Raw genomic sequence first — 22,015 nt, 5'->3', positions numbered from 1 at the left:
GCGGTGCACAGGCACACAACGAGACTCAGGCTGTACGGCGTCGCCTTCCTCGCCGTGCTCGCGCTGCTGCTGTCGCTCGCGGTGGCGGTCTACCAGCAGGCGTTCACGCCTGTCGTGCCCATCACCCTCCAGGCCGGCACCCTCGGCAACCAGCTCGACCCACGCGCCGACGTCAAGCTGCGCGGGCTGCTGGTCGGCGAGGTGCGCGAGGTGCACGCGGACGGCACGAAGGCCACGCTCGACATCGCCCTCGATCCCCGGTACGTCCCCCGCATCCCCTCGGACGTGCAGGCCCGCCTCCTGCCCAAGACGCTGTTCGGCGAGAAGTACGTCGACCTGGTCGAGCCCCCGCGTTCCGCGCGGTCGTCGGCCCGGCCCATCCGCGCCGGAGACGTCATCACCCAGGACCGCACGAAGGCCGGCATCGAGGTGCAGCAGCTGATGAACGACCTGCTGCCGCTGCTGCGCACGGTCCGGCCGGGTGAGCTCGACGCCGCGCTCTCGGCGTTCGCCACGGCGCTGGAGGGCCGCGGCAACCGGATCGGCGCCAACCTCACCCGGGTCGAGGGGTATCTGCGCCGTCTCAACCCGCACCTGCCCTCCCTGGAGCAGGACATCTCGCGGTTCGCGGACGTCGCCGAGGTGTACGGCGACGCCGCACCCGACCTGATGCGGATCCTGCGCAACACGGTCACCACCAGCCGCACCATCGTCGACAAGAGGGACCAGCTGGCCGCCGCGTTCCGCTCGACCGCTTCCGTGGCGGACACGGCGGACGGCTTCCTGTCCGACAACGGCGACCGGCTGATCACCCTGGGCCGGATCTCCCGTCCCACTCTGGAGCTGTTCGCCCGCTACTCCCCCGAGTACCCGTGCCTGCTGACGGGACTGGCCCGGCAGGAGAAGGCCTCGGAGGACGCGTTCCGGGGCGGCGAGATGCGGATCACCCTCGAAGCCGTCCGCCCGCAGGGGGCGTACCGGCCCGGTGAGGAGCCGGTGTACGGCGAGCGGTCCGGCCCCGACTGCCGTGGCCTGCCGCATCCTCAGGTGCCCGGCCCCAAACCCCGTCTCGACGACGGTACGTCGGCCGGAGGTTCCGGCCGCGCACTGCCCGGAGGTGTCGACGTGTCCGCCACCCGGGCCGAGCAGCGGGCCGTCGGCTCGCTGGTGGCCCCCGTCATGGGCGTCCCCGCCGACCAGGTGCCGCCCGTCGCGACCCTGCTGTTCGGTCCGCTCGCGCGCGGAACGGCGGTGAGTGTCGCATGAGCAGGTCAGGAGCCCGGCGGACCGCCGCCCCGCTGGTCAAGTTCAGCCTCTTCGCACTGGTCACCATCGTGGCGACGGCGCTGCTCGCCGCCACCGTCGTCAACCTCTCCTTCACCGCGAAGGACACCTACCACGCCGTGTTCACCGACGTCACCGGGCTGGAGACCGGCGACGACATCCGCGTGGCCGGAGTGCGGGTGGGAGACGTCGAGGACATCCGGATCAAGGACCGGACCCTGGCGGAGGTCACGTTCACGGTCAGCGCCGGCCGGCCGCTGCTCGCGGGGACCCACGCGGTGGTCCGCTACCGCAACCTGGTCGGGCAGCGGTACATCGCGCTCACCGAGGGCCCCGGCGACGCGACCGCCCGGCTGCGGCCGGGCGGCACCATCCCGCTGTCCCGGACCCGGCCGGCGCTGGACCTCAACGCCCTGCTGAACGGTTTCAAGCCGCTGTTCGCCGCGCTCAGCCCGAGCGACGTCAACCAGCTCGCCACCGAGATCGTCCAGACCCTCCAGGGCGAGGGCGGCACGGTGAACAGCCTCCTCGCGCACACGGCCTCGCTCACCACCACCCTCGCCGACCGCGACAAGCTGATCGGCTCGGTCGTCGACAACCTCAACACCGTCCTGGACACGCTCGACAAGCGCGGCTCCCGCTTCTCGGGGCTGCTGACACAGCTGCGCCGGGTGGTCTCGGGGCTGGCCGCCGACCGCAAGCCCATCGGGGAGTCGCTGGTGAGCATCGGCGACCTCACCGACGTCACCTCGGGGCTGCTGAAGGACGCGCGCCCGCCGCTGAAGGACGACATCGCCGGGCTCGGCGATCTCACCGGAACGCTGAACAAGAACGAGAACACCGTGGAGGGCGTCCTGAAGCGGCTGCCGAACAAGCTCAACGCGCTGACCGGGACGGCGTCGTACGGCTCCTGGTTCAACTTCTATCTCTGCGACTTCGACGGCCGGATCGTGCTGCCGAAGACCCGGCAGGTGATCAACCCGGACCTGCACGTGGCGCGGGCGAGGTGTGGCGGATGAGACTGCGTGTCCCACGGCAGCGCCGTCCCGAGCCGCTGGTGAAGGTACGGGTGCTGCCTCCGAAGCTGCCGAGACCGCCCCGGCTGCTGCCCAGGCGCAGGCGCCGACCCGAGCCACTGTTCCAGGTGCGCGTCCTGGCACCGAAGCCGCCCAGGATCCGGCTCCGGCTGCTGCCGAAGCGCAAGCCCCGACCCCAGCCGCTGTTCAAGGTGCGCGTCCTGCCACCGAAGCTGCCCAGGATCCGGCTCCGGCGCCCACGCCTGAAGCCCTTCCGCGAGCGCAACCCGGTCGTCGTCGGCGCCGTCGGCCTCACCGTCCTCGCGCTGCTCACGTTCGCCGCCTTCAACGCCGGCAGCCTGCCGCTGATCGGCGGCGGCGACACCTACCGCGCGGCCTTCTCCGAGGCCGGCGGGCTCAAGCCGGGCGACGAGGTACGGATCGCCGGGGTCAAGGTCGGCAAGGTCGAGGGCGTCGACCTGGACGGCGACCACGTCGAGGTCACCTTCAAGGTGAAGGGCGATCCCGGGCTCGGCACCGCCACGGGCGCGGCGATCCGCGTCAAGACGATCCTCGGCGCGAAGTACCTGGCCCTGTACCCGAAGGGGCCCGGCCGGTTGAAGCCGGGCAGCGAGATCCCGCTCGGCCGGACCGTGTCGGCGTACGACGTCGTCCAGGCCTTCAGCGACCTGACGACCACCACCGAGGAGGTCGACACGGACCGGCTCGCGAAGGCACTGGACACGCTCTCCGTCACCTTCCAGGACTCTCCCGCGGAGGTAAGGGCGTCGATCAGGGGACTGTCGCGGATCTCCCGGACCGTCGCCTCCCGCGACAAGGCGCTGCGCGGGCTCCTCGACCACACGAACGCAGTCACCAAGGTGCTGGCCGGCCACACCAAGGACTTCTCCGCGCTGGTGCAGGACGGAGACACCCTGTTCAAGGAGATCGACAAGCGACGCGCGGCGATCCACACGCTGCTCAAGAGCTCCGCGCTGCTGGGCATCGAGCTGTCCGGCCTGGTGGACGACAACAGCAAGGAGATCGGACCCGCGCTGAAGAACCTCAACACCTTCCTGAAGATGCTCGGACGCAACCAGGCGAGCCTCGACCGCAGCGTCCACCTCCTCGCCCCCTACGTACGGCTCTTCACCAACACCCTCGGCAACGGCCGCTGGTTCGACTCCTACGTCCAGAACCTGGTCGCCGCCCCGGTCACGCCACGGGCGGGAGGCACCCGATGACCCGCAGGCTCCTGGCCCTGTTCACCGCGCTCGCGATCGTCGCCGGCCTCGCCGTCGTCCTCTGGCCGGGCCCCGGCCCCGTCCGTGTCACGGCGTACTTCCCGCGCACCGTCGGCATCTACCCCGGCTCCGACGTCCGCGTCCTCGGCGTCCGCATCGGCGAGGTCAGGAAGATCACGCCGCAGGGCGACCGGGTACGGGTGGAGCTGGAGTACGACCGGGACCGCAAGGTCCCCGCCGGCGCACAGGCCGCCATCGTCAACTCCTCCGTCGTCAGCGACCGCTACGTGCAGCTGCTGCCGGTGTACCGCAGGGGCGCGGTCATGCGGGACGGGGACGTCATCCCCGAGTCCCGTACGGCCGTCCCCGTCGAGCTGGACCGGATCTTCGACAGCCTGCACACCACCGCCGAGGCACTCGGCCCGAACGGCGCCGACAAGCAGGGCTCGCTGTCCCGGCTGCTCGGGGTGAGCGCGGACAACCTCCGGGGGCAGGGCCAGAACCTCAACCGGACGGTGGACGACCTGTCCCAGGCGGTCACCACGCTGTCCGACGGGCGCGGCGACCTGTTCGGCACCGTACGCAACCTCCAGGTGTTCACGGCCGCGCTGGCGGCGGACGACACCGGCGTGCGGTCGTTCGACACCGACCTCGCCGACGTGGCCGGGCAACTCGCCGGGGAGCGCAAGGATCTCGCCGCCGCGCTGAAGTACCTGGCCGCCGCGCTCGGCGACGTCGCCGGCTTCGTGAAGGGCAACAAGAAGGCACTGACCTCGGACGTGCAGGGCCTGGCCAAGGTCACCAAGGTCCTCGTCTCCCAACGGGCCGCACTGGAGGAACTGTTGACCGTCGCCCCCACGGGCCTGTCGAACCTGCAGAACGCCTACAACCCCGCCGCCGGCACCCTCGACACCCGCAACAATGCGCAGACCAAGCAGGATCCGGCATCCGTTCTCTGCTCGATCCTGAAGACGACCGGCGACGACCACGACGACTGCACCCGGCTGAAGAAGCTCTTCGACTCCCTGCCCGAGGTGCCGCCGGCCCCCGCGTCGGCGGGCACGGTCGACAAGACCCTCGGCGGGATCCTGGGGGCATCGGCATGAGCCTGAAGCACAAGGGGCGCGTGGCCGCCTGGACGACGATCGGCTCGCTGCTGCTGACCGGCTGCGAGTTCAACGGCTGGTACGACATCCCGCTCCCCGGCGGCGCCGCCTCGGACGGCCACGCCTACCACGTCACCGTCGAGTTCAGGGACGTCCTGGACCTGGTGCCGCAGTCGGCAGTCAAGGTCGACGACGTCACCGTGGGCACGGTCGAGAAGGTGGAACTGGACGGCTGGCACGCGCGGGTACGGCTGCGCATCGCCGACTCGGTGAAGCTGCCCGGCAACGCGGTCGCCGACCTGAGGCAGACCAGCATGCTCGGCGAGAAGTACGTCGCCCTGTCCGCGCCGGCCGGCACGCGCCCCGTCGGACGGCTCCGCGACGGCGACCGCATCCCGCTGTCCCGCAGCGGCCGCAACCCGGAGGTCGAGGAGGTGCTGTCGGCCCTGTCCGCGCTCCTCAACGGCGGCGGGGTGGCCCAGCTGAAGACGATCACCGTCGAGCTGAACAAGGCCCTCGGCGGCCGCGAGGACCGGGTCAGGTCCCTGCTGAAGCAGCTCGATACGTTCCTCGGCGGCCTCGACGGCCAGCGGGCGGACATCGTGCGCGCGCTCAAGGGCGTCGACCGGCTCGCGAAGCGGCTGAGGAAGGAGAAGAAGACGATCGCCCTCGCCGTCGACACCCTGCCGCCCGCCCTGAAGGCCCTCGCCGACCAGCGCAAGGACCTGACGAAGATGCTCACCGCCCTGTCGGCGCTCGGCAAGACCGGCACCAAGGTGGTGAACGCCTCCCACGACGACACCGTCGCCGACCTGAAGCAGCTCCGGCCCATTCTGCAGGAGCTGGACAAGGCGGGCGACGACCTGCCCGACTCCCTGGAGATCCTGACCACTTACCCGTTCCCGCGCAACGCGACGGACGCTGTCAAGGGCGACTACGTCAACCTGAAGATCACCGCCGACCTCGACCTGGCGGACCTGTACGGCAACGTCACCGGCAAGCCCGGCAAGGGCGGGAAGTCCCCCGCCCCCAAGGCCCCGCACCTTCCCGGCCTCCCCACTCCCACCCCTCTGCCGTCCGTCCCGTCCCTGCCGGGCACCCCCTCCGTGCCCCCCGTGCCCTCGACGCCCGCCGTGCCCTCGACGCCCTCCGACGGGAGCACCCTGCTGTGCCCGCCGGTGTGCACCGCTGCCTACGGCACCGGGGGCGGCTCGCGTCGCCTCCCGCCGGGGGTCGATCCCGGCCTCGCCGAGCTGATGCTGAAGGGGATACTGCCGTGATCACACGTACGGTCAGGGCCCAGCTGCTCGCCTTCGCGACCGTCACCGCCCTCGGCGTGTCGTACGTCGGCGCCCGGTACACGGGCCTGGTGGACGACGTCCTGCACCGCGGGTACCCCGTGCGCGCCGACTTCGCCGAGTCCGGGGGCGTCTTCCCCGGCGCCGAGGTCACCTACCGGGGCGTGCCGGTGGGCCGCGTGGGAGGTCTGCGGCTGACCGGGTCCGGGGTCTCGGTGGCACTGAAGATCGAGGACGGCGCCCCCAGGATCCCGGCCGACACACTCGCGGTGGTCGCCGACCGTTCGGCCGTGGGCGAGCAGTACGTCGACCTCCAGCCGCGGCGGTCGGGCGGGCCGTACCTCGTGGACGGCAGCCCGATCCCGCGCAGCCGCACCCGGACCCCGCTGCCGGTCACCGACCTGGTCCTCAGCCTCGACCGGCTGGTCAACTCGGTCGGCAAGGACGATCTGCGGGTCACCGTGGACGAGTTGGGCAAGGCCTTCGCCGGCACCGGACCGAACCTGAGCCGGCTGGTGGACTCCGGCAACGCGCTGGTGGAATCGGCGTCCGCGTCGCTCCCCCGGACCGTCTCGCTGATCGAGGACGCGCGCAAGGTGCTCAAGACGCAGGCCGACCAGGGCTCGGCCATCAAGTCGTTCTCCCGCGACCTGGCCACGCTCACCGAGCAGCTGAAGTCGAGCGACGGCGATCTGCGCAGGCTGATCGGCAACACCACGCCGGCTACCCAGCAGTTGGACTCCCTGCTGAAGGCCACCCGGCCGCACGTACCGGTCCTGCTCGCCAACCTCATCAGCGGCGGCCAGGTCACCGTGGCCCGGCTGCCCGGCGTCGAACAGGCCCTCGTCACACTGCCGCTCACGGTCGCGGGCAGCTACACGGTCGTCCCCGGCGACGGCACCCTCCACTTCGGGCTGACCGTGAACGCCGACGACCCGCCCGCGTGCACCCAGGGCTACGGCACCCAGCGGCGCGACCCCGCCGACACCGGCGCGCGCCCGGCGAACACCGGCGCACGCTGCACCGCACCGCGCGGCAGCAAGACCTCGGTGCGCGGTGCCCAGAACGCGCCCGGCCCGGCCACCGGCCGGTACGGCGCCGACCGGGCCGCGTTCGTGGCCCCGTACGACCCGGAGACCGGCACCGTGACCGGCCCGGACGGCACGCCCGTCGAGATCGGCTCGACGGGCGGCGAACAGACCGTGTTCGGAAAGGAGTCGTGGCAATGGCTGCTCGTGGGACCGATGGCGTGACCGGGGGCCGGGTGAGGCTGGTGTCGGCGGGGCTCGTCGCCGCGACCGCGCTGACGACCGTGCTGTGTGTCTGGCTGGGCCTGAAGCTGGACGACCAGCGCGCGGCGGAGCAGCGCCGCCAGGACGTTCTGGCGGCGGCTCGCCAGTCGGCGCTGAACTTCACGTCGCTCGACTACCGGCACTACGACCGGGACAGCCGCACCGTGCTGCGGGGCGCCACCGGCGACTTCAGGAAGCAGTTCGCCGCGCAGACCGCGCAGCTGACGAAGCTCGTCGCCCAGAACAAGTCGGTGTCCGAGGGGCAGGTCCTGGAAGCGGGAATCGTGCGGTCCGACGCGCGCTCAGCCCGTGTCCTGGTCGTGGCCGACAGCAAGGTGACCAACACCGCGGCGCCCGAGGGCCAAGCGCGCACCTACCGGCTTCAGCTCGACCTCGTGCGCGTGGCCGGCCACTGGCTGACCTCCGACGTCACGTTCGTGGGCTGACCCGACCATGAGGCCGTCAATGAGGAGAGACACCGTGGCGAACCCGACCTCCCGCACCCGCGGCACCGGCTCCCCGGCCCGCCGCACCATGACCGCGGCCGCCCGCGCGGCGGCCAAGCGCGCCGGGCGGCCGGCGCGCCCCGACCACGCTGCCCGCCAGGACGAGGAAGCCGCCCCCGGGCGCACCCTGCTCGTCGAGCCCCCGGCGGACGGCTGGGAGGACCCGCCGGAGCCCGCACCCGAGCCCTTCGAGGATGCACCGGAGGAGAGCACGCCCTCGCGCAGGACCGGACGGCGCGTACGCACCGCGGTGCTGGGCCTCGTCCTCGTGGCTGCCCTGGTGGTGACGGCCGTCCTCGGGTGGCAGTACCGGCAAGGGTGCCAGGCGGAGCAGGCCCGGGGCGAGGCCCTCGCGGCCGCGCGGAAGGCGGCGCCGGTCGTGCTGTCGTACGACTACCGGCACCTGGACCGGGATTTCACCCGGGCCCGCGCCCTGCTGACCGGGCACTTCCGTGAACGGTACGGCAGGACGACGAAGACGGTGGTCGCGCCGACGGCGACGAAGTACCACGGCGTGGTGACGGCGACGGTGGCCACACCCTCGGACGGCGGCACCCCTGCCGCGTCCGTCGTGTCGGCCACACCGGACAAGGCCGTCGTCCTGCTCTTCGTCGACCAGATCACCCGGAGCACCCAGGTCCCGCAGCCCCGCCTGGACCTGAACCGGGTGCGACTGACGCTCACGCGCACGTCCGACGGCTGGAAGGTGAGCGGCGTCGACGCCCTCTGACCAGGCGTACGCATGCGCGGTGATGCGGTGGAGGACATGGTGTGGCGAACACGTTCGCCGAGCGGTGGTCACGCCACAGTCGCGTTGCGCGCGGTGCCGAAGAGCCACGGACGCGGGTCCTCCGGCAGCTCGCGCCGAAGAATTCTTGTGCCGGCCCCCAGCAGCTCGGACAGGGGAAGCGGCAGTGGTGAACGACAGAGGTCACCGAAGGTCGCTCACCTGACCTTCCCGGCTCCAGGGCTCAGCGGCGGACCGGGCTCGACGACTCCAGGAACGACGAAAAACCGGTGAGTCATATGACTCGACCGGTTTTTCGTGGACGCTTCGGGACGGTCTCGCGAAGGTCCCAGCTGGTGTCCGAGGGGGGACTTGAACTCTCCACTCGGGCACCAGCCCATTTGTTGGCTGACCTGCGGAAACGCACCCCCTGAGCCCCCTTCGAGGCTATGAGGGTTGGTCATCCTCACCTGCTGTTTCTGCCCGTTCCTGGCCGCTGTTGGTCATGCGTTGGTCACGTGTCCAACCGGTCAGACTCTCAGGGCAGCCTGACACCGACATCCTCCGTGGAAGGGTTGTAAGCCCTCGCTCAGAGGGACTGCTCTGGGGCCGGATCCCACAGGTGACGGTGCAGTGCTACTGAGAGACCTGCTTCGTAGCCTCGATGAACCGGCTCCAGGAAGCCGGATTGAGGCTCAGGTGACCAAATTCCCGGTGCTTGGTGTCTCGCACCATGACACGAGAGACGTCATTGTCTGCGACTTCGACACAGCTGTCGGATTTCGTGTAGGAACTCGTGCGCCAATTCGGGTTCGTGGCCAAGGTCCCGCCTCCTAATCGGTCGGCATCCTGTCGTAGTGATGGATTGCAGCGAAAATGAGGTCTCGTACAGCGGTTCCGTATACCGCCGACTGCTTCAAGAGGGCGAACGCTTTAGCGTACAGCTCGATTTCTCGGGGCTGAGTTACGGAAAACTCTGCTGAGAAGGTCTCAACTAGTACGAGCTTGTCATCGAACATCGAGAATGAGTTACCGGGCCAGATGCAGAGGGGTGCCGACCTGGGGACGATGCCCAGGCTCAGCCTGGCCAGCCCCATGACCGACAAGAGGCGGTCGAGCTGCCCCTTCATCACCTCTTTCCCTCCAAAGTTGCTGTACAGTGCCTGCTCGCCGAGCAAGACGTTAAAGATTCGATCGCCTCGGTATAGGTACTGCTGACGTTCAAGCCGCTTAGCCGTGGCGGCTTCGGTATCGTCGGGAATCTCGTAATAGTCGACGACCTGCTTGAAGGTCTCTGCGGCGTACTCGGAGGTTTGGAGCGTCCCCCATACGAGCGTCGGATGCCAGATTCGAAATACCTTAGTTTTTGAGTAGACCGGTATTGCGGCCTGCTGTCTCTTTTCTGCCCCAGTCGCCAACTGCCGGCGCCACTCAAGCCACAGTTCGTCAATGTGTCGGACCGTGGCAATCAGGTCTTCGATCTGCTCGGATCTGTTAGTCGTCGTGCACCAGACGCGGATGTCGTCCTCGCTGGCGTTCTGCTTCCCGTTCTCGATCCGGGAGACCTTCGACTCCTGCCATCCCGTGGCCAGCGCGAATGCCCGGCCGCTCACGAAGCCCGCATCCTTGCGGAACCCGCGAAGCCGGGCACCCAACGCCTCTCGTGCTTCTTGTGCTTGGTTGCTCACTGATGGGTCAGGGCTTGTACTCGGCGTGAGGGATGGCGACGGCCCAGAGCAGGTCTCGCAGACGGATGCACTCGGCCACGGTGTCAGGGTCTTCCACGATCTCTGATCCGAGAACTCGGCCTTCAGGATCGAAGTGCCCCACGGCAAGAAGGCGGTCGTCGTACAGCCACCAGTCGTTCCCTCCCACGGGGAAGGCAACCCCTTCCGGCAGCCGGTGCCTCGGAAGCCATCGGATGTCCTCGCCCATCTCGATGTTGAGGTGGGTGAGCGAGTGCTCCCAAGTGACGTACTGGCTGTGGGGCTCTGTGACCACGCGAACGCGACGGACCGTCTTGCCCTCACCCGTGACGCGCTTCATCAACGTCGTCCAGTCATCGAGCCATGAGTAGTCGTCGGGTTCACCACGCTTCCATCGGGCGTACGGCGTGTCCTCGATGGGAGACCCGTAGTCGTCTCGCAGCTCCAGATGGAAGGCATCGCGCTCGAACTGGTTGAACAGCTCGTCACGCTGAGCGGGGCTGATCAGGTCCACTGTCTTCCTCCAGGAGGGCCGTGATCGAGGACTTGGGGACCTCGATGCAGGTCTCATAGTCGGGCATGCGCATCTGGCTCAGGGCTTCAGCGTCGTGCATTTCCGGGCCTTGAAGGACGCAGGTCCCCTGTTCAGTGACGATCTTGATCGGGTCGTTGTACTTCTTGATCTCGCCTGTGGGGAGTCCGTCCTTGGTCAGGTGCTCGAACAGCTCGGTCGGCACCTCGATGACGGTCTGTCCTTCCGGCACGTCGAGCTGCATGAGGAGTTCGTTCGCATACACCTTCCAGCCTTGGATGACGTAGGTGTCCTGGTCGCTGGCGTACAGGGTGGGGCTGTCTCCTGGGGTGGAGTTCTTCCCAAGGAACCGTAGCTGCATGGTTGCTCTCCCGTCCGCTTCCTTGCGCCGGATTGCGCGACATGACGATGGTCGCGAGGTCGTTCGAGCCCGTCAATCGGCTTGCTGCAAACTGGAGCAATCTCCTTGGGACTTGGACGCCAGCCCCTCTACGTTCGTCTTCGGACCCAACCTGCTGAGGCAGCACCGAGGGGAGAATCGTGGTGGCCAGCGTGATCCGAGAGCCTGAGACGACCAGAGAACACCTCGAAGTTGACTGGTTCAGGGACACCATCACCGTGATTCAGCTCATGGACCTCTCCCGGTCGACCCGAGCGGACATCGACGCCAGGACGACCGAGTGCATCGGGCACCTGGAAGAACTGTTGGGCGTAGACCTGGGCGCGGACCAGGACGACGAGGTGATGGCGCTGTTCCGTCGGGCGTACAGGCACCTGGACCTGTCCAGCCGCCCGACGCCGGCCACCCCCGCCTACGACGCATTTGCCTATATGCGAGACACGGCGACTGTCACCTTCGAACTGCTGAAGGTCTACGTGATGAAGAACGAGGACCAGGACCAGTGAGCGTCAAAGCCGTACTCCGCTTCGTGAACTACAAGATCACCCGAGACCCCGACGGAGAGAAGACTTGGCGGGCTCGCTGTGTCTCCGGGGACGAGGAGGAGTGCGGAGCCGAGTCCATGGTGTTCGGAAGCGACGACCCCCCTGCTGACTGGATGGCCGAGCACACCGCTACGACTGGGCACCAGCGCTTCCAGCGGATCTACGAGGACTACGCCCTGGTGGAGAAGGCGGAGTAATGGCGAGCCGACCTAGCAGGCCGTTGAGTTGGGGCTGGTGCGTCCTCGGTCGGCACTGGGCGATGGTCGTCTTCATAGGCCCGGTCGAGTCCGACGGTATGAAGGCTCCCGTACACGCCTGTGAAGGCTGCTGCGCGTACATGCGGAACTTCGTCCGCAACTACAACAGGCGCCTAGACAGGCAGCCTGCCTAGAAGCTCCCGCCCATCTGCCTCCCCCGACGGATGGGCGGGGTTCAAGGCCCACCCCCGGCCCTGGGACGTCACGGTCGTGGCCTGGGGTGGGTCAGCAAGTGCGCATCAGATCAGAGGAAGAGAGGACTTCCGAATGACTGTGGCACCCGAAAGGCCCGTCTCCCTGCTTCAGGGCAGCGACTTGGTGTCGCCCGAACTGTTCGTCCGCCTGGTGGACTTCTGCGCCGAGGAGTACGGACACGAGCGCTCGATGGCCGAGCGCATCATGAACGAGGCCCTGGCGTTCATCGACGTCATGGGCAAGACCGGTCACGGCATGTCGCCCTCACAGGTCGTCGATCCCGGCTGGCACACGTTCATGCTCCACACGGAGGAGTACGCCGCCTTCTGCACGGAGCGGTACGGCCGGTTCATCCACCACGCCCCCAAGAGCCGCTACCGGGACAAGGCCACGATGGTCGACGTCGTGTCCAAGATCCGCGCCCACGGCTACGCGGTGGACGAGTCCCTGTGGGGCACCAAGGCCGACTGCAACGAGCCGACGTGCTGCGGCGACGGCCCTTGCTGCTGACGCGGGCCGCTGTCAGTGGCAGTCGCTAGAGTCCGGCCCCGCACAATCCAGGACTCTAAGTAAAAAAGGGAGTTTTCATGGCAACTGCCGAAGCAACCAAGGGCCGGGGACGGGTAACCGTCTTTTCCATGTTCGGGCCCGTCTTCGGCTACGCGAGCACTCTTGTGGATGACCAACAGGTCGCCTACATCGGTCCGCTCACTCCGGCCGTCAATTGGCGGAAGCTCTGGCAGATGGCCGAGCGCTGCCACAATGACGGAGCCTCGGAGACCAGGAAGGCCCAGTGGATCGTCTCGCAGGCGTCCCGTGCGTTCATCTGCGGCAGTGACGTCGTCGTGAAGCTCCCCGACGCCGATTGGGAGATGGAGCCTGGTGGTTGGCTCGTGGAGCTTGGCGACTCCTGGTGCAACCAGGACGTTTTGGTCACCGGCAATCTCACGGTGCCGGACCTCACCGCCGAGCAGATCGCCCCGAAGTTCACCTACTACCCGCAGTACGCGGGATGACGCCCCGACCACTCACGCTCTCGCAAAGGTCAAGCGGCCGAGGCGCCTGGCTCCCGACCACCATTAGATGAAGGGAACTCACCTATGAGGGTAGACCTTCCGACGACAACATCGGGGCCTGATCCGCCGGGCGGTCCTCCACCGGCCCGCCCGCAAGGTGCCCAGCACAAACCCCGCTGAGGCGCCCTCTGGGCATCAGCCTCTGAAGGAGTGAATTAGGCTCCATGACTGCCAATGGGACGCCGCCGTGTCCCGGAGGCCAGAAACCCCCCGCAGTTCGGATGCGGGGGGTTTCTGCATTGTGACGCCTGCCAGAAGTCAGGAAGGCTTTGTTTGCTAGAGCAGTGCGCGGAACGGGTTCTCTTCGAGGGGTTCGGGCTGCTCGGTCACGGAAACCGACGGCCGAACCGACCGCTTCGGTTCCGGCGCAGGCTCCGGACGATAAGCGTCCAGACGCACAACTGTTGCGCGGTTCTGTTCACGCTCCGCGCTGGCCGGCTGCGGCTCAGCGAGACGGGAAGTGTCCCGGTTCCTGTTGCTGTCCGTGCTGGCCGGCTGCGGCACAGAGTCACCGCGGAGTGAGAAAACGGTGGCCGGTCGGCCCGTCTTCCCCGACCGCTCCACAGTCACGACGATTCCGGGCAGCGCCTTGACCTCAGCGGCCGTTGCCCCGACGAACGGGAGAACCTGAGAGGACGTGGCCCGACCGCCGTGCATCTCGATTCGGGCCCGGACCTTGTCCGCCAGACTGAGCGGTTGCCGCTTCACCTTCGGGGAGGTCGCCCCCTTGGTGATGCTTACGGCGTCCTGCACCGATCGGCGAACCAGGGTGAAGGCGGCCGACAGCATCTCTTCCGTGATCTGTTCGGAGCACTCGGACGCTGCCAGGCAGGCAGCCACCCTCAGCGTCTGTTCTGCCGTCCGTTCGATGAATGCGGCCTGTTCTTCCGGCAGTGCCTCACCGAGGATCCGGGCGTACCGCCGTACGATCCGCCACAACGGCCGGGCGTCCTCCCCGAGCGTGATCACACGCGGCCGGGCCGTCGCCCACCCGTAAGCGTCAGCCACGTCTCGGCCATCCACTTCCGGCAGGGTCACCCGGTCGTCATCAAGCATCGGCACGGAAGCGAGCAGGAACGGCAGGATGCGGTTATAGGAGCCGCCCAGAGCATCACTGGCCGCAACGTACTTGGTCCAGTCGGAAGGCGTGATGTGAGCGTGCAGGACCATGGCCGGGTCGCGGACTTCCTGGGGCTCATCCTTGGTGGTGTTGCGGAGAGTTGTGCCGTCCCAAGCAGCGCGGAGCTTGGTCGTGAACGAGGGGTCGCGCTTGACCCGCTTCAGAATCTCGGTCCACTCCTCCTCGCAAACGAACGTCCTCACGTCCCGACCGTGTTCAGTCTCGGAAGTGGCTTCCTGCTGGTCCCACAGGTGTTGCACGAGACTCGCCCCGGAAGTGATCCCGCTGGTTGTGTGGGTGGCCAGGAAACGGCCCAGTGCCTTGTCTACGACGTGATGCGCGGCCCGCAGCGCAGTTCCCTTACCCCTGCCCGTCCCGGCCACCAGGGCGGACCAGATCAGCACAGGGCGAGCGTTTCCACGGGATGACACCTTGACTGAGCCACCGATGGCGGCCGACCAAAACGACAGGGCGGCCACGTACACCCCCACGGGGTCCGCTTCCAGGAACGGGGCGATCCTGCGAACCGCGCGACCGATCGGACCGTAGAGAACGGGGGTGCTCATGCTGCCTGCGCTTTCTGGGAGTTGGTTTGGTTGCGGAGGGAGACGACGGCTCGCCACCGGCCCCCGTCCTTGGTCTGAAAGTTCGGTTCCTTGGCTGACTTCCGCAGCAGGGGGAGCGCGTCTCCCCCGTCCGCCGGAACGATCACAGCGGTACAGCGGGAGACCTTGTCCATCGGGACATGTCGGCGGACAGCGGCCACCGATAGCGGGTCGTTGCTCACGACGCCGGTACGGCGCTTGCCCTTGGGCGTGGTCCAGGTGACCCAGGAACCGGGCGTGCAGTCGCCCTTGGAAGGCTTGCTCCCTGCCCCGTAACCCGTGGCGCTCTTCCAGGCGCTCAGGTCAGTAGGCCGGGGGTGACGGCCGCAGTCAGCGGCCGTCACAGTGGGCGCGGCACTCAGGCCGCTACCGCTTTTCCCTCCGACACTTCCTTGTGCGTCAGTTCGTAGGCGTGCCGCACATGCATCGGGATGCGTCCCTTCGTAGGGACTGTGTAGCCGTTCTCTCGTGCCCACGCGCGTACGGCACGGTTCCGCTCACGCTCGCTCATCCCGGAACGGTCCACCTTGGCAGGTTCCGGAAGCGGGTCACCACCGACCAACTCACCGGACCGAATCGCGTCACGGAACCGGCCGGGCTTCCGCACGTCCATCACAGCAATGGAGCGCTCGGAAGCGCCGCGCAGCTTCGTACCGTTCCGGTCGCCTCCCTCTCCAAGAATCAGCAGAACCGTAGAACTGTCCGCGCGTCCGACTACCTCATAGCCAGCGTTCCGTACCGCGTCACGGGCCGACTCCCAGTCATAGCCAGGCACTTCCCCCGCGATCATCACGGATCGAACCGACGCAGGGTCGGACTCAGCCACGGGGGCCGCTTCCGGCTCCGGCTCCGGCTCCGGCTCCGGCTCCGGCTCCGGCTCCGGCTCCGAGACAGGTTCAACGACCGGTGCGGATTCAGGCTCAGTCGGTGTGACCTCATTCTCAGACGGAGCACCCAACGCATCGCAGAGGTAGCGACCGAATGTGACGTCATGCTCCAAGCACAGGTGCCATGTGTCCTTCCCTAGCGTCAGCGATGACGTGGCCTCTACCTCAGAACCGTCCCGCGCAATGTGAGCATCGCAAAAGGTGTACTCGACCGGGACAAGAACCGTTTTGCGCATGGCGAATAGCCCCCAGGAATAGATAAGGCCGGACAGTAGAAGTCAGTCCGCTGGAATAAGCTCATCAGCGCGACCACCGCTCCACATTTCGTTCCCTGTGAAGCGATGTATCCACCTTATCAAATACGGGCGCGAATTCCGGGAATACCAATAACGTTCCGATAACTTGAATTCCGAGTGACGAGAGAAATCGGAGAGTAATGGAAAGCACATCGTCGCAGGTCAGAGGTATATCTGACGGCCAGTCAGCACCTGGGGGTAATACCTTGAATTCCTTTATGCGGACCCGCCGGGGGCGGGTTTCTGCCACCGCGTTCGCCAATCAAATCCCCAAGCACAGCAGTTCACATCTGGTGGCACACATGACACTTCTTCGGCTGGTGCTCCAGTTCGTCATCCCATGGCTTCACTTTTCCGGTCGCCTGCCAACCGATGTGAATAGCGAACTCCTCGATGCAGGCCGAGCACTGCGGCTCAGACCATGGGCACTCATGACCGGGGCGGTGTATACCGTCGTGGGCTCCAGCCGCTCCCGCCTTGGCCGCTCGTCTGCTCACTCGTCTCCCTCAAAGGCCCAGCCCAGCCGCTTCATGCCGTCAGCGGTCAGGCCAAGGGATGTAGCCAATTGCCGGTATTCGGTCAGATGGTCGCGGGTGGCAGTGCCATCTAGGATCTTGCCGTAATAGGTCAGCATGACCGCCACAGTCGGGACGTAGGACTCATCCCAGCGCGCGGACTGCGGACAGCTCCACCATTGCTGCCATTGCTCGCGTTCGGCCTCAGACCATTCCCGTGCCGAGGGCAGGTCAGGAACAGGAAGCCCGTGGTCGTTCGGCAGCACGTCCAGGCCCTTGTATCGGGAGTGCGGTGAGTTCGGGTTACGCATTTTCGGCATGCTTCCTCCGGGAAAAACGGACAGTCACGGCCGGCTGAGCCGTGTGATCGACAGGTGGTGAGGAAAACCGGGCTCCCGCTGACGAGGGCCCGAACAAATCCAGGATCAGGAACCGGGAAACCGCCGATTCAGCAGCAATTGTCAGGCGGCATCTTCCTCGGGTGGTGCGACGAAGTCTCCGAACTCAGCCCGGTTGCCTCGGTACTGGTCGATCAGGCCCAGATCCTTGGCGCTGTCGAAAGTGAGCCGACCATCCGAAGTGGTCCGCCAGGCGTTCACCTCTTCGCCCAGGGCGCCAGAGAATCCACGCCACTTGGGCCGAGTCAACTCTCCGCCAGTTGTAGCCCACAGAAAGCGGCTGACGCTGCCTGCCAACTGTGCGCGTGCCGCTTCCGCCTTGGCGATTGCGGCCCGGTACTGCTTCAGCGCCCGCTCAGACTGCTCGAACCCCTGGTGAGCCAGCTCCGGCAGTTCCTTCACAATGGCATCCGTTACTGCGGACTCGGCCTGCTCCACAGCACGGGCCAGGGCAGGCTCTACCCGCTCATACTCCTTGATCCTGGAACGGACCTCGGCCAGATACTCATCCCGATCAGGAAGCGGTCGGCCATCGGCTACGGCCTGCATCTCCTGCTCCCTGAGTTCCTTATCAGCCTTCCGCAAGGCGGGAACGTAGTAATCACGTGACGCGCGGCCGTGGCTGTCGTCGATGTACTGGCGAGCACAGTCCGCATTCTCCATTCTGTTCTTGCGGTGGCGTTCCTCCAGCGAGTCGCGCTTGCGGATCAGTTCCAGAGTCTCGTCAGAGAGCTGGAATGCCGACAGGTTAAATCCTCGGTGAATGATGGGCATGGGTCTCCTTGGGTTTCAGTTATGGCCGAACATCAGGTCGTCAAAATGCCCCGCGCGTCGGGCCTGGGCAATCTGCTCCGGCGTCATGCGAGAGAGATCGTCCCGCGTGTATTGTGCGGGCCTGGCCTCCTGCATCGCCTTCAGGATTTCGTCTCGGATCATTGCGCGCATCGGGTCATCATTCATGGTTCTTCTCCTTGGCTATGCGGTGAATCTCGGCAAGCTGAATCGCTCGCGCTGAGTTTTCATCCCCTCCGGCCTGTTCGACCAGGGAAGCAATCGGAATCCTGAGGTGATGAGCAATGACCACAAACGTAGTCAGGCTCGGCTTACGCTCGCCACGTTCCCACTGGTAGACAGCCTGGGTGCTGCAACCGATTCGATCGGCCAGCTCCTTGACGGTGATTCCCAGACTCAGACGTCGAGATTTTCCCTTCTCGGGGTCATACATGATTCCTCCAAGCATTCGAGTGAGTAACAAGAAGAGCAAAATGCCGGGCCCTGGCCGGTTGAGAAGTGACAAAATCCAGTGCCGTCACGCAGGTGACTATCACTCCACTTGGTCTGAATTCTCCTTACTGACTGAGAATCCTTCAGTGAAGAGGGCCGCTTTTGGGGCGGCCCTACACCTCACAAGAGGACAACGCAAGAGAAGACACTGCCCCCCTTACCCCCCACTGTGAATGAGACCAGCAGGAAGCAAGGGAGGAGTGTTTCTCTACGTTGTCCCCCTCACAGGGAGGTATCCGCAGAGCCCCGTAACGACTTGGGAACTGCCCGGCCGCTAAGCCGTGCCAGAGGCACACCGCCGAGTGTGCATGGCCCCAGAGGATCGCTCCTCCACTGCTCTGAATAAATGCGACACAGACAGGGGCCGCCCTGAAGCGGCCCGCTGCTGTCACCTCCCGGTGGTGTTGATCTGGCCCCACAGCTCCCGGTAACCGGATAGGTCCTGCTCCTCCAGGCCCTCGAAGTCATAGACCAGGTTGCGGTTCCTGCCGACCAGCACCCCCCGGCGCTGATCAGCCTTCCTGCGCGTCTTAGCGGCCTTTTGGTGGGCCTGGCAGTGCTTACGTGGGCGCCCGCGCTTTCGTGGCGCCTGAGAGGCGTACAGCGGCTCTCGGCATCCGGGCCATTGGCAGGAATCTGGGGGAGAGCTTCGGCGCTCCACTGTGAAGCCGGACCCGTATTGCTCGCCGGACTCCTCTGCTTGGAGAAGAAGGGAGAGTAGTTCGCCGTAATGATCGGGGCGCTCCCTGCCGGGGCGCTCCTGCATGAGGGATTCCAGGTCTCGACGGTTCAAGTCCGGGTCGAAGCTGGGCAGTGCCGCCACGATGGGAACCCAGCTCAAAGGAACCATTCCGGTATGCGCCGCCGCTATTCGATCAAGTTCCGTCTCTTCCCTCTCCGGCCAGGGGCCCGGCCATGTCTCCCATGTCTCTTCGTCAGCGGCCCCTAGCAGTGCATTCGCACGCCGCTCCAACTCCACCTGTTCGCCTTCGCATAGCGGCAGGATCGTCTTGGTCACGCAGTCCTCTCAGGAAACAAAAAGCCCCCGATTGCCTCGGGGGCGTTCACTTCTCACAGTTCTTCAGTTCTGGCAGTGGGAATGATGATCAGTCCGGATGGCGGTTGTCTGTGCCCGCAGCGCGGGCAGACACGCTGCTTGTCGGGTCGTCATGTTCTCCCAGTTCTCCTCACGCTCCGCGCTGGCCGGCGGAGACGAAGGGTGAGCGGAAGTGTCCGCGACCTCCCTCGAACGCTCCTCCGCTTCTCTGCGCCTCTACACCTCCCAGGGAGGTTCCCAGTCGAAAGGGTCGAAGGGGTCCTCAGTCCCGCGACACCCACTGAACGGCCGCAGCCAAAGTCACTTCGAGCGCAACGAGATTCCGCTGATGGTCCTTGTTGCAGAACGCTGGGTTGCAGCCCGGCACGGAGTGATGGAAAACGCCCCGGCCTGCGTCGGCGTCGGCGTCCGCTCGGGCGATCTCTGCGGGGCTAAGCACTGGCAGCTTCATCAGTTCGCCCCCTGCTCGTCCAGCCAGCGGTCAAGGTCGGTGGGACGACACCGGAGGGACTGACCCACCTTGCGGAAGGGGATGCCCTCCTGGCGCCAGTTGCTGTACACCCACGATCGCGGCTTACGCAGATGCGCCGCCACGTCATCGACCGTCATGAGCTGTCGAATCAATTCATTCACTCCTCTTGGCCGGTGGGTCGCCGTTTCTACCCGTTGCCGTCCGGCCTGCTCTCAGTATGGCTTGAAGCGAACCGTTTGCAGCAAGTTCGGAACGCGTGATGTGTGGCACGCCTCCGAACCTGGTGCAGCATGTTCGGTCTCGGCTATCGTCGACGTTGTGACTACACGAACAGAGGAGAACAGCCCACCGCCGCAGTGGCAGCGCGAGGGCTCAGAGCTGGTCTGGAAGCGCACCTACGGACCATGGCTGGTCATTGCACGTTGCCCGGTCCATGCGCCCTTCAACGGGCCCTCACAGCTGTCCATCCGGCTGGCCGTTGGCGGGGACGCTGAAGAGATCGAACGCGGCATGAACCAGGCCCTGGAAACGGACGGCATCCCGGCATCCCTGCTCCGGCAGATCCCCCTTGCGGAGATCAAGGCTCAGGCCCGCGCGGCTCTGGCCAGTCAGGAGGATCGAGCGATGAACGAGCCGTGGCCTGTTCCGGCGCGTTGTCGCACTGAACAGGACTACACGCTTCTCGTCGCCGAACTGGACCGGATGAGGGCCACAGGGACGACAGCCCCACAGGGGGAGTTGGCGGCACGCCTGGGCGTCGGCAAGGCCACCTTGTCTGAGCGCGTCAAGCGCGCCAAGGAATTGGATCTGTGGGATGGAAAGCAGCTCACGGACAAGGCGATGTCGATCCTCAACGACTGGTTGACCAGTAACAGGAAGGAGCAGTAACGCCGGTGGCGAAGCGCGGTAACGGGCTCGGGGGGACTCCGGTGGAGATCCCGCGCAAGGGTAGACCGAACACCTGGGGCGTGCGCACCCCGCTCCATTTCAACAAGGCGACAGGGCAGAAGGAGCGCTACTGGATCGGTCGGGAGTACCCGACCAAGACCGCAGCAGAGAAGGCGCTGCGGGAGTGGCACAGCAACTACGAGGCGGGCAAGATCGCGGCCCGCTCTGACATGAAGCTGGGTGACTGGCTCGACAAGTGGCTGTCGAATCTCAGGAAGGAGGGGACGACCGTGGCCGGGTACGAGACGAAGATCCGTCTGCACATCAAGCCGCACATCGGCAGCGTCAAGCTGTGTGAGGTCACCGACGACACGCTTGATGATCTGTACCGGCTGCTGGAGACGGCCCCGTGCCCGACCAACAAGGGCAAGCCGCTCGGTGCAAAGAGCGTCCGGCACGTCCACAACATCCTGTCCGGCGCTCTTGGGGCTGCTGTGCCCAAGCTGATCCCCGCCAACCCGGCAGCGACTGCGCACCCGCCCACGTCGCGGGAGATACGGGCGCAGGAACAGAAGTACCCCACCGTGGACGACGGCCAGACGGCCCGCTTTCTGGCAACCGTCTGGGAGCCCTGCGGGAACCGGGCCTGTGACGGTGGTCTGGCCCATCACTGCCTCCGGGACGCTCCGCTGTGGACCGTCTACGCCGCGACCGGTGTGCGGCGCAGTGAGGCACTGGGGATGAAGTGGTCCCTCGTCCACTGGGAAGAGGGGGCCATCGAACTGGGCTGGGTCGTGGTCGAGGAGGGCAACACCTACCGCCTCCGGAAGCTGACCAAGGATGGTGACGACAACGCGCTGATCTACGTGGACCAGAGCGTCATGAACGTTCTGAAGTGGCAGAAGGAGCGGCAGGACGCCGAGCGTGCACGTCTCGGCTCCGCCTGGGTCGATCATGACCTTGTGTTCGCCCGTGACGGCTTCAAGCTCTACCGGGGCGAGGCCGGAGGCCCCCAGGACCCGGAGAAGGTATCCGCCCGCTGGCGGACCCTGCGAACGCGGCTGAAGCTCCCCGAGGAGTTCCGTATCCACGACTGGAGGCACAGCAAGGTCACGAACGATCTGGAGGCCGGAGAGAACCCGGTAGAGGTCTCCGCGAACGTCCGGCACCACTCGCCGGGCTACACCATGGCCAAGTACGGCCACTCTCGTAAGGACGGAGCGCGGAAGCTCGCCGCCTCCGGTGCTGGCCGACTCGGCCTGTCATCCCTGGTCTGACCTGGGAAGTCTCCAGGCTGTTGGTCACGTGG

26 protein-coding genes are annotated in these 22,015 nt (G+C 66.4%); 14 read left to right on the top strand and 12 right to left on the bottom strand.

Features of this window, described 5'->3' with window-relative positions; translation table 11 throughout:
- The first annotated feature begins 3 nt into the window (after nt 1–3).
- From AB0N17_RS31580 to AB0N17_RS31545, 8 genes are all read left to right on the top strand, one after another.
- The gene (locus tag AB0N17_RS31580) at nt 4–1,266 is read left to right on the top strand and encodes an MCE family protein (protein WP_366014990.1); all 1,263 of its coding nucleotides are present in this window, start codon (nt 4–6) and stop codon (nt 1,264–1,266) included.
- Nucleotides 1,263–2,303 (top strand): MCE family protein, encoded by a 1,041-nt coding sequence (locus tag AB0N17_RS31575; RefSeq protein WP_366014989.1) that lies wholly within the window; start codon nt 1,263–1,265, stop codon nt 2,301–2,303. The genes AB0N17_RS31580 and AB0N17_RS31575 overlap by 4 nt, the downstream gene beginning before the upstream one ends.
- A gap of 260 nt (nt 2,304–2,563) precedes the next feature.
- A complete protein-coding gene (locus tag AB0N17_RS31570) occupies nt 2,564–3,544 on the top strand; it encodes an MCE family protein (protein ID WP_366015013.1) in 981 nt (326 codons plus the stop codon).
- Entirely contained in the window at nt 3,541–4,650 is a 1,110-nt protein-coding gene (locus tag AB0N17_RS31565) for an MCE family protein (protein WP_366014988.1), read from the top strand. The genes AB0N17_RS31570 and AB0N17_RS31565 overlap by 4 nt, the downstream gene beginning before the upstream one ends.
- Nucleotides 4,647–5,930: an MCE family protein gene (locus tag AB0N17_RS31560; protein WP_366014987.1), complete on the top strand. Its 1,284-nt coding sequence runs from the start codon at nt 4,647–4,649 to the stop codon at nt 5,928–5,930. The genes AB0N17_RS31565 and AB0N17_RS31560 overlap by 4 nt, the downstream gene beginning before the upstream one ends.
- Nucleotides 5,927–7,201, top strand: a complete 1,275-nt coding sequence (locus tag AB0N17_RS31555; protein WP_366014986.1) for an MlaD family protein — start codon at nt 5,927–5,929, stop codon at nt 7,199–7,201. Before AB0N17_RS31560 ends, AB0N17_RS31555 begins: the two co-directional genes overlap by 4 nt.
- Complete coding sequence (locus tag AB0N17_RS31550) at nt 7,174–7,686, top strand: hypothetical protein (RefSeq protein ID WP_366014985.1); 513 nt, start codon at nt 7,174–7,176, stop codon at nt 7,684–7,686. The genes AB0N17_RS31555 and AB0N17_RS31550 overlap by 28 nt, the downstream gene beginning before the upstream one ends.
- Nucleotides 7,687–7,720: 34 nt before the next feature.
- Nucleotides 7,721–8,476 (top strand): hypothetical protein, encoded by a 756-nt coding sequence (locus AB0N17_RS31545; RefSeq protein WP_366014984.1) that lies wholly within the window; start codon nt 7,721–7,723, stop codon nt 8,474–8,476.
- Between the two features lie 633 nt (nt 8,477–9,109).
- Here the strand turns inward: AB0N17_RS31545 and AB0N17_RS31540 are convergent.
- The 4 genes from AB0N17_RS31540 to AB0N17_RS31525 are packed head-to-tail and all read right to left on the bottom strand — an operon-like array spanning nt 9,110 to nt 11,072.
- Nucleotides 9,110–9,295, bottom strand: coding sequence for a DUF397 domain-containing protein (locus tag AB0N17_RS31540; RefSeq protein WP_366014983.1), 186 nt, complete (start codon nt 9,293–9,295; stop codon nt 9,110–9,112).
- Between the two features lie 11 nt (nt 9,296–9,306).
- The gene (locus tag AB0N17_RS31535; RefSeq protein ID WP_366014982.1) at nt 9,307–10,161 is read right to left on the bottom strand and encodes a helix-turn-helix transcriptional regulator; all 855 of its coding nucleotides are present in this window, start codon (nt 10,159–10,161) and stop codon (nt 9,307–9,309) included.
- 7 nt (nt 10,162–10,168) lie between these two features.
- Complete coding sequence (locus AB0N17_RS31530; RefSeq protein WP_366014980.1) at nt 10,169–10,693, bottom strand: DUF6879 family protein; 525 nt, start codon at nt 10,691–10,693, stop codon at nt 10,169–10,171.
- Nucleotides 10,665–11,072: a hypothetical protein gene (locus AB0N17_RS31525; protein WP_366014979.1), complete on the bottom strand. Its 408-nt coding sequence runs from the start codon at nt 11,070–11,072 to the stop codon at nt 10,665–10,667. Before AB0N17_RS31525 ends, AB0N17_RS31530 begins: the two co-directional genes overlap by 29 nt.
- A gap of 182 nt (nt 11,073–11,254) precedes the next feature.
- Between AB0N17_RS31525 and AB0N17_RS31520 the strand changes: the two genes are divergently transcribed.
- From AB0N17_RS31520 to AB0N17_RS31505, 4 genes are all read left to right on the top strand, one after another.
- Nucleotides 11,255–11,617 (top strand): hypothetical protein, encoded by a 363-nt coding sequence (locus tag AB0N17_RS31520; protein ID WP_366014978.1) that lies wholly within the window; start codon nt 11,255–11,257, stop codon nt 11,615–11,617.
- Entirely contained in the window at nt 11,614–11,853 is a 240-nt protein-coding gene (locus AB0N17_RS31515; RefSeq protein WP_366014977.1) for a hypothetical protein, read from the top strand. Before AB0N17_RS31520 ends, AB0N17_RS31515 begins: the two co-directional genes overlap by 4 nt.
- Before the next feature lie 327 nt (nt 11,854–12,180).
- Entirely contained in the window at nt 12,181–12,618 is a 438-nt protein-coding gene (locus AB0N17_RS31510; protein ID WP_366014976.1) for a hypothetical protein, read from the top strand.
- A 77-nt stretch (nt 12,619–12,695) separates the two neighbouring features.
- Complete coding sequence (locus AB0N17_RS31505) at nt 12,696–13,124, top strand: hypothetical protein (RefSeq protein ID WP_366014975.1); 429 nt, start codon at nt 12,696–12,698, stop codon at nt 13,122–13,124.
- Nucleotides 13,125–13,460: 336 nt separating this feature from the next.
- Here AB0N17_RS31505 and AB0N17_RS31500 read toward each other — a convergent pair whose 3' ends face one another.
- From AB0N17_RS31500 to AB0N17_RS31465, 8 genes are all read right to left on the bottom strand, one after another.
- Nucleotides 13,461–14,870, bottom strand: coding sequence for a DUF3987 domain-containing protein (locus AB0N17_RS31500; RefSeq protein WP_366014974.1), 1,410 nt, complete (start codon nt 14,868–14,870; stop codon nt 13,461–13,463).
- A 397-nt stretch (nt 14,871–15,267) separates the two neighbouring features.
- Nucleotides 15,268–16,032, bottom strand: coding sequence for a histone-like nucleoid-structuring protein Lsr2 (locus AB0N17_RS31495; RefSeq protein WP_366014973.1), 765 nt, complete (start codon nt 16,030–16,032; stop codon nt 15,268–15,270).
- A 553-nt stretch (nt 16,033–16,585) separates the two neighbouring features.
- Nucleotides 16,586–16,918 carry a hypothetical protein gene (locus AB0N17_RS31490; RefSeq protein WP_366014972.1) on the bottom strand — a complete coding sequence of 111 codons (333 nt, stop codon included), beginning with the start codon at nt 16,916–16,918 and terminating at the stop codon, nt 16,586–16,588.
- A gap of 150 nt (nt 16,919–17,068) precedes the next feature.
- Nucleotides 17,069–17,779 (bottom strand): hypothetical protein, encoded by a 711-nt coding sequence (locus AB0N17_RS31485; RefSeq protein WP_366014971.1) that lies wholly within the window; start codon nt 17,777–17,779, stop codon nt 17,069–17,071.
- Nucleotides 17,780–17,794: 15 nt separating this feature from the next.
- Nucleotides 17,795–17,965: a hypothetical protein gene (locus tag AB0N17_RS31480; RefSeq protein ID WP_366014970.1), complete on the bottom strand. Its 171-nt coding sequence runs from the start codon at nt 17,963–17,965 to the stop codon at nt 17,795–17,797.
- A complete protein-coding gene (locus tag AB0N17_RS31475) occupies nt 17,958–18,230 on the bottom strand; it encodes a helix-turn-helix transcriptional regulator (RefSeq protein ID WP_366014969.1) in 273 nt (90 codons plus the stop codon). The genes AB0N17_RS31480 and AB0N17_RS31475 overlap by 8 nt, the downstream gene beginning before the upstream one ends.
- A 447-nt stretch (nt 18,231–18,677) precedes the next feature.
- On the bottom strand, nt 18,678–19,307 hold the full coding sequence (locus tag AB0N17_RS31470; RefSeq protein ID WP_366014968.1) for a hypothetical protein: 630 nt from the start codon (nt 19,305–19,307) through the stop codon (nt 18,678–18,680).
- A gap of 489 nt (nt 19,308–19,796) precedes the next feature.
- A complete protein-coding gene (locus AB0N17_RS31465; RefSeq protein ID WP_366015012.1) occupies nt 19,797–19,955 on the bottom strand; it encodes a helix-turn-helix domain-containing protein in 159 nt (52 codons plus the stop codon).
- 181 nt (nt 19,956–20,136) lie between these two features.
- Here AB0N17_RS31465 and AB0N17_RS31460 point away from each other — a divergent pair, with 181 nt between their 5' ends.
- Entirely contained in the window at nt 20,137–20,706 is a 570-nt protein-coding gene (locus tag AB0N17_RS31460; protein ID WP_366014967.1) for a hypothetical protein, read from the top strand.
- Nucleotides 20,707–20,711: 5 nt separating this feature from the next.
- On the top strand, nt 20,712–21,983 hold the full coding sequence (locus tag AB0N17_RS31455; RefSeq protein WP_366014966.1) for a tyrosine-type recombinase/integrase: 1,272 nt from the start codon (nt 20,712–20,714) through the stop codon (nt 21,981–21,983).
- Nucleotides 21,984–22,015 lie beyond the last annotated feature (32 nt).

Origin of the sequence: Streptomyces sp. NPDC051133, assembly GCF_040682635.1 — a bacterium.
Taxonomy (GTDB): domain Bacteria; phylum Actinomycetota; class Actinomycetes; order Streptomycetales; family Streptomycetaceae; genus Streptomyces.
The sequence above is the reverse complement of the archived record's forward strand: the minus strand, read 5'-3'. Positions and strand labels throughout refer to the sequence as shown.

Coding starts and splice junctions, on each gene's coding strand:
- AB0N17_RS31505 (WP_366014975.1), top strand. CDS start 12,696: ATGGCAACTGCCGAAGCAACCAAGGGCCGGGGACGGGTAACCGTCTTT.
- AB0N17_RS31560 (WP_366014987.1), top strand. CDS start 4,647: ATGAGCCTGAAGCACAAGGGGCGCGTGGCCGCCTGGACGACGATCGGC.
- AB0N17_RS31475 (WP_366014969.1), bottom strand. CDS start 18,230: ATGTATGACCCCGAGAAGGGAAAATCTCGACGTCTGAGTCTGGGAATC.
- AB0N17_RS31500 (WP_366014974.1), bottom strand. CDS start 14,870: ATGAGCACCCCCGTTCTCTACGGTCCGATCGGTCGCGCGGTTCGCAGG.
- AB0N17_RS31550 (WP_366014985.1), top strand. CDS start 7,174: ATGGCTGCTCGTGGGACCGATGGCGTGACCGGGGGCCGGGTGAGGCTG.
- AB0N17_RS31480 (WP_366014970.1), bottom strand. CDS start 17,965: ATGAATGATGACCCGATGCGCGCAATGATCCGAGACGAAATCCTGAAG.
- AB0N17_RS31485 (WP_366014971.1), bottom strand. CDS start 17,779: ATGCCCATCATTCACCGAGGATTTAACCTGTCGGCATTCCAGCTCTCT.
- AB0N17_RS31465 (WP_366015012.1), bottom strand. CDS start 19,955: ATGACGGTCGATGACGTGGCGGCGCATCTGCGTAAGCCGCGATCGTGG.
- AB0N17_RS31510 (WP_366014976.1), top strand. CDS start 12,181: ATGACTGTGGCACCCGAAAGGCCCGTCTCCCTGCTTCAGGGCAGCGAC.
- AB0N17_RS31575 (WP_366014989.1), top strand. CDS start 1,263: ATGAGCAGGTCAGGAGCCCGGCGGACCGCCGCCCCGCTGGTCAAGTTC.
- AB0N17_RS31495 (WP_366014973.1), bottom strand. CDS start 16,032: ATGCGCAAAACGGTTCTTGTCCCGGTCGAGTACACCTTTTGCGATGCT.
- AB0N17_RS31565 (WP_366014988.1), top strand. CDS start 3,541: ATGACCCGCAGGCTCCTGGCCCTGTTCACCGCGCTCGCGATCGTCGCC.
- AB0N17_RS31490 (WP_366014972.1), bottom strand. CDS start 16,918: ATGCGTAACCCGAACTCACCGCACTCCCGATACAAGGGCCTGGACGTG.
- AB0N17_RS31525 (WP_366014979.1), bottom strand. CDS start 11,072: ATGCAGCTACGGTTCCTTGGGAAGAACTCCACCCCAGGAGACAGCCCC.